This is a genomic window from Streptomyces sp. PsTaAH-137, assembly GCF_003259365.1.
Taxonomy (GTDB): Bacteria; Actinomycetota; Actinomycetes; order Streptomycetales; family Streptomycetaceae; genus Streptomyces.
Genome location: NZ_QLLY01000095.1, coordinates 1 through 1,599, shown reverse-complemented (window position 1 = coordinate 1,599; position 1,599 = coordinate 1). Strand labels below are relative to the sequence as shown.

Genomic DNA, 1,599 nt, shown 5'->3' with positions numbered 1-1,599 from the left:
GATCCCGGTCCGGCCCGCCCCGGCGCGGAAACAGCGCTATCGGTCTGTTTCTTCCTCGTCCCGTTTCGGCTGAGCGGCGTAGACCGCGACGAAGGCGGCGAACTGCCGTTCCCCGCAGGCCGGTTGAAGCGCGGCGAGCGGAACGCTCCTGCCGAGCCCGCGCGACAGGGCGCGGTGCGTCTCCAGAGCGGCGGCCACCCGTTCTTCGGAGGAGGAGGAAGCAGCAGCAGAAGAGGCGGGAGGGGATGGGGGAGGGGGAGCTGAGTGCGGCACGGCGGTTCTCCTCGGTGTCTCGTCGGCCCGTACGCCGTCCAGGGGGATCGGCGCGGCGGGCTCAGGCCAGGTCGTCACGGGTCACCCGGCGGTGGGCGATGCGCCACTCGCCGCTCTCGCGCGTCAGGACGTCCTCCATGACACACACGTGCAGGGACCTGGACGCCGTGCCGGGCGGCACGGTGTACACCAGCGCCGAGCAGCGCGTGCGCAGGGTCCCGTCGGCCTGCGGCCGCACGTCGAGCACGCCGATCCAGTGGTCGAGCCGGTCACCGGCCCGCCGCCGCGCCTGTGCGCCCGGGCGCGGGTAGCGGGCGAGTCCGGCCCGGGCCGGCAGCGGTCCGGGCAGGGCGGGCAGCTCCAGGAGGGCGTCCTCGGTGAAGGTACCGGCCCAGCGCGCGGTGTCGTGCACGTCCAGGATGCGCATCTGATCGGCGTAGAAGCGCTGTGCCTGCGCGTACAGGGCGGCGAACTCCTCGCCGCCGGGGGTGTGTTCGGCGGTGCTCACCAACTCGACGGTCATGGTCCGGCCTCGCTTTCGTCCGTACCGGGAACTGCCGGGAACACCGAGGGGCCGGGCCGTCCGCGGGGTTCCGGGACACCGGACTCGGTTCCGCCAGCTTCCGGGAGCCGGATCGCACCCCCGTCCAGCCCTCCTCGAGCGCGCGCCTCACGAGAAGGCGCCACGAGAACCGGTCGAGGCCCGCTGGTGCCGGGCGCCGACGCGCGTCCCTCCCGGCTATCGTCCGAGCTTCCCGGCCCTGACCGCCGGTCACGCCGGTCACCGGAAGTGAGTGCCTCGTCGAGGGAGTCGCCATGCACAAGGCGGAAGAGCCGGAGCTGCGCCTGTTCGTGTTCCACCACTCCGGTGGTTCGCACCTGGCCTACCGGGACTGGCCGGCCCACTTCCCTGCCGGCTGGGACGTGCGCAGCCCCGACGCGCCCGGCCGCGGGCCGCGCGACGGGCGCCCCGCACTGAGGAGCACCGGAGCCCTCCTGGACCACTTCCTGCACGAGCTGGACGGCGAACTCGTCGGCCGCTTCGCGTTCTTCGGGCACAGCATGGGCGGCATGGTCGCCTACGAGCTGACGCGGCGCCTCCTGGACGCCGGCCGGACCCCACCGGTCTGGCTCGGGGTGTCCGCGCGCGGCACCCTGCACCCGGACGGGGACGCCAACCGTCGGCACCTGCTGTCCGACGAGGAACTGCGCGACGAGCTGACGGCCATGGGCGGCACCCCGTCCTCGGTGCTCGAACACCGGGAGCTGTGGGACCTGTTCGCGCCGACCATCCGCGCGGACCTGCGCATCAGCGAGACCTGGCGC

At 73.6% G+C, this 1,599-nt stretch carries 2 protein-coding genes; one reads left to right on the top strand and one right to left on the bottom strand.

Annotation, left to right across the window (positions count from 1 at the left end; genetic code table 11):
* Positions 1 to 334: 334 nt before the first annotated feature.
* Positions 335 to 796, bottom strand: a complete 462-nt coding sequence (locus K377_RS41140; RefSeq protein ID WP_111668716.1) for a nuclear transport factor 2 family protein — start codon at positions 794 to 796, stop codon at positions 335 to 337.
* A 293-nt stretch (positions 797 to 1,089) separates the two neighbouring features.
* On the opposite strand from K377_RS41140, the gene K377_RS41135 reads away from it, so the two are divergent.
* A partial coding sequence (locus K377_RS41135) for a thioesterase II family protein (protein ID WP_146614881.1) occupies positions 1,090 to 1,599 on the top strand: 510 nt, incomplete at its 3' end.